Here is a 3,273-nt window from a genome sequence, read left to right on the forward strand (position 1 = left end):
CCCCCCCCCCCCCCCCTCCCTCTTTTCCCCCCCCCCCCCCCCCCCCCCCCCCCCCCCCCCCCGACCAAGTCCGGATCAAGCTTGATCATTTGCCTTCCAGGATGCCTTTGAGCCTTATCAGCTCTTCCGCGAGAATTCCGCGCTGTGCCTCAAGCGCTCCTTCTAACGCCTCCAAAGGTACGGGCGGGGCCATCAGCACGAAGGAATACACCGACCGCGATTCTCCGTCTGCCGTGACGCGCGAATAGGCTAGGCCGACCGCGCCGTCAGGAAAGGTCATTTTCCAGTCGATTGCGCCGGCCTCTCGCTGCGTGATCGTGGACAGCCCGATATCCACCGTGCCCTGCGGCGTCGCCAATTGCGCTGAACGGCTGTCCGCGCGCTTGAACGCGCTGGTCCAACGGGGAAGGTTTGTGGGCTCGGCGATGAACGCGAACACTCGCGCCGCCGACGCTTGGATGCTCACGGACTGTACGTCAAACGTCTTCATAGCGCTTCTCCGAAGTTGCGCCCAAGAATCGGGCGTCAACTAAGAAGGAGGCGACAACCGTCCAAACTGTGACTCGCCCCGACCGTCGCCAAAGGGGACACAGCGCCGCGATTTATCGCGTTATGAGGCGTCACTGCGTCTTCCTGTCGCCCCATGATGGAGTGGGCTGAAAATCCTTGATTTTCATATAGTTAAAATGGCGCGTATGCAATCTGTGTGCACTCATTTGCACACGCCGGCGCATCTATCAGCATCTTTTCAGTATCGCCGACAGCCATTGCTGACAGTGGTACGGCGGGTGGACTAGATCGGGTAAACGGACGTTGTGCCGATCAGCGAGGCCGAGTACGACGAGATGGCCGCGGTCCACAGAAAGACCGCATTCTTCTTAAGGAAGCCGGAAAGCATGTCAATGGCAATGGCCGTACACGGGTATAGAAGTGCGGGAGCTGGGGCGAGATTGTGTTGCGCGTCGCAAAATCTACAAACAGTGAAGAGTAGGTTGGAGCACAGCCGCACGCACGAGCCCCCACGATGGCGGGGCGTCGAGCCATCTGCGTGTGGTGCTATGGCCGATCACTTCTGACTGAGAGAGGTGTACCGGTTCTGGCTCGGTCGCTTGGGTAAGCGGGTCGGGCACGTTGGCTATGTGTGGTGCGAGGTATTTCGGTAAATCAGGGGACATGGATGAAGTCGGCTTCGAATAGCTGTCCAGCTACGCTGCGACGGGGCAATGCCGTTGCTCACCGTCCCCGTGCGGGCGATTCTTGAACATCTTTTGAACAGTGGTTTCGGACGCATGCCAACGCAGGATCCGGCCCGTCGCTGGACACGGTCGGACGACCTTGGAAGGGAAGAGGAACTGCCAGGAGAGCGATCGGGAGGCATAGGGGTACTTGCGATCCAACGCGCCGGGAAGCGGCGCGAACCCGCGGCCGTGGGCCAGATCCCATTTATGCAGGGCAGCGACCCGAAGCAGGTGCTGCTGGAGCGCCTGGGCGAGCCGAGCAGGCAGGAGGGTCGTCCGATCTTTGCCTCCCTTGCCGCAGCGCACGTGAATGGTGCCACTGCGAAAGTCGACGTCCTTGACCCGCAGGGTCATGCCCTCGGTAATGCGCAGGCCGGTGCCGTAGAGCATTTCGGCAATCAGACGTGGAGTGCCGTCCATTGCGGCAAGGATGTGGCGGACTTCATCGATCGTGAGTACGACCGGTAGGCGGGATATCCGTTGCACGCGCCTGAGGCCCTGCAGGCGCCCGATATCCAGCTCGAGGACGTCGCGGTAGAGGAACAAGACCGCATTGCGTGCTTGCGACTGGGTGGACGCGGCGACTTGGCGCTGCGTAGCCAGGTAATTGACGAAGGGCGCAATGCCGGGAGTGCCCACCTCTCTCGGGTGGCGCCGTTGATGAAAGCGGATGTACTGGCGGATCCAGAACCGATAGGCAGCTTCGGTTCTTCGGCTTAGATGCCGTCGACGACAGACAGCCGAGACTTGGTCCATGAGGCGCACAGCAGGGGCAGGGACGGGCGAGTCACCCCATAACGGTCACTCCAGAGCAGTGGTGGAAATAGGCGAAGGGTAGTCGATCCAAGCCGTTCGCTGCGTCCGTATATACGCCGGCTTGTTAGCCGGACCCAGCCTCGCTAGGCTGCTTGGCAATCAAGGCGTTGCGTCGGTCTGAGCGGAGACTGCTCAAGATGTATAACCGGATCGTTGGGTCCGTATATTCAGTAGTTAGACCCCCTCCACTATTTCAACGAGACTGAAACATATGAGCCGCACTATGCTCGCCGTTGCTGCCCTCAGCCTGATGCTGGTAGCGGGGCCATTGTTTGCGCAGAACCCTCCGGAACCAGCCACGGTGACGGAGCTCTCCGATTCTGCGTTACCGCCTGACTTGGATCGAGTGCTTCGGGACTATGAGCGCGCATGGCGCGCGGGCGACGCGAAGGCGATCGCCTCGCTGTTCACCGAGGATGGGGTCTTGCTGCAGAACTACCGTCCGCCAGTCCGCGGGCGCCCGGCCATCCAGGCAGTCTATGAGGGCCAACGGGGCAGCCCGTTGCGGCTGCGCGCGCTCGCTTATGCGGGTGGAGACACTGTTGGCTATATCGTCGGTGGATACCGTTACGGCGATGCGCCGCACGACATCGGAAAGTTCACCGTCACCTTGCAGCGTGCGCCTGGCAAGCCTTGGCTGATCTCCTCAGACATGGACAGTATGAACGCGCCGCCGAAACCGAGGCCGGCGCAGGATACACCAGCGCCAACCAAGCCCCCGCCCGCGTCTCACTAGGCGGGGGTCTAACAATTCATTCAAGCCGGACCCGCTTCGCGGGTCGGCTTAATTCAGCAACTGTCTTGTGATCGAGCGATTCAGGCGGCGATCGCTGCACCTCCCGGGTTCCGCAGTTCGTCGCGCCGCCGTGCATTGACGATCGTCAACAGCTTGCGCATGCAGGCGACCAGCGCGACTTTGCCGAGCTTCCCGCGGGCGCGCAGCTGCTGGTAGTGCGCGCGCAGCATCGGGTCCCAACGCACGGCTGACAGCGTCGCCATGTAGAGCGCAACACGCACGGGTGCGCGGCCGCCGCGAACGCGGCGCTTGCCCTGCATCTGGCCGCTGTCGCGGTTCATCGGCGCGACGCCGACCAGCTTGGCGATCTGCTGCCGCGTCAGCGTGCCAAGCTCCGGCAGCAGTGCCAAGCTCGTGGCCTGGAAGACCGGGCCCATGCCCTTCGACGAACGCAGCGCAGGCGTCGCATGTACCTTGAGCAGC

At 62.2% G+C, this 3,273-nt stretch carries 4 protein-coding genes; 1 reads left to right on the forward strand and 3 read right to left on the reverse strand.

The window, feature by feature from the left end; all coding sequences use genetic code 11:
• Positions 1-85: 85 nt before the first annotated feature.
• Positions 86-490, reverse strand: coding sequence for an SRPBCC family protein (locus AB5T46_RS20235; RefSeq protein WP_370565914.1), 405 nt, complete (start codon positions 488-490; stop codon positions 86-88).
• Positions 491-1,205: 715 nt separating this feature from the next.
• Positions 1,206-1,994 carry an integron integrase gene (locus AB5T46_RS20240; protein WP_370565915.1) on the reverse strand — a complete coding sequence of 263 codons (789 nt, stop codon included), beginning with the start codon at positions 1,992-1,994 and terminating at the stop codon, positions 1,206-1,208.
• A gap of 271 nt (positions 1,995-2,265) precedes the next feature.
• Between AB5T46_RS20240 and AB5T46_RS20245 the strand changes: the two genes are divergently transcribed.
• The gene (locus tag AB5T46_RS20245; RefSeq protein ID WP_370565916.1) at positions 2,266-2,790 is read left to right on the forward strand and encodes a YybH family protein; all 525 of its coding nucleotides are present in this window, start codon (positions 2,266-2,268) and stop codon (positions 2,788-2,790) included.
• 80 nt (positions 2,791-2,870) lie between these two features.
• On the opposite strand, the gene AB5T46_RS20250 is transcribed toward AB5T46_RS20245, so the two are convergent.
• A partial coding sequence (locus tag AB5T46_RS20250) for a transposase (protein ID WP_370565917.1) occupies positions 2,871-3,273 on the reverse strand: 403 nt, incomplete at its 5' end.

The organism is Luteimonas salinilitoris (genome assembly GCF_041300785.1).
In the GTDB taxonomy this organism is placed as follows: domain Bacteria; phylum Pseudomonadota; class Gammaproteobacteria; order Xanthomonadales; family Xanthomonadaceae; genus Luteimonas; species Luteimonas salinilitoris.

Excerpts from the sequence above, each read along its gene's own strand:
- AB5T46_RS20245 (WP_370565916.1), top strand. The coding sequence starts at position 2,266 with ATGAGCCGCACTATGCTCGCCGTTGCTGCCCTCAGCCTGATGCTGGTA.
- AB5T46_RS20235 (WP_370565914.1), bottom strand. The coding sequence starts at position 490 with ATGAAGACGTTTGACGTACAGTCCGTGAGCATCCAAGCGTCGGCGGCG.
- AB5T46_RS20240 (WP_370565915.1), bottom strand. The coding sequence starts at position 1,994 with ATGGACCAAGTCTCGGCTGTCTGTCGTCGACGGCATCTAAGCCGAAGA.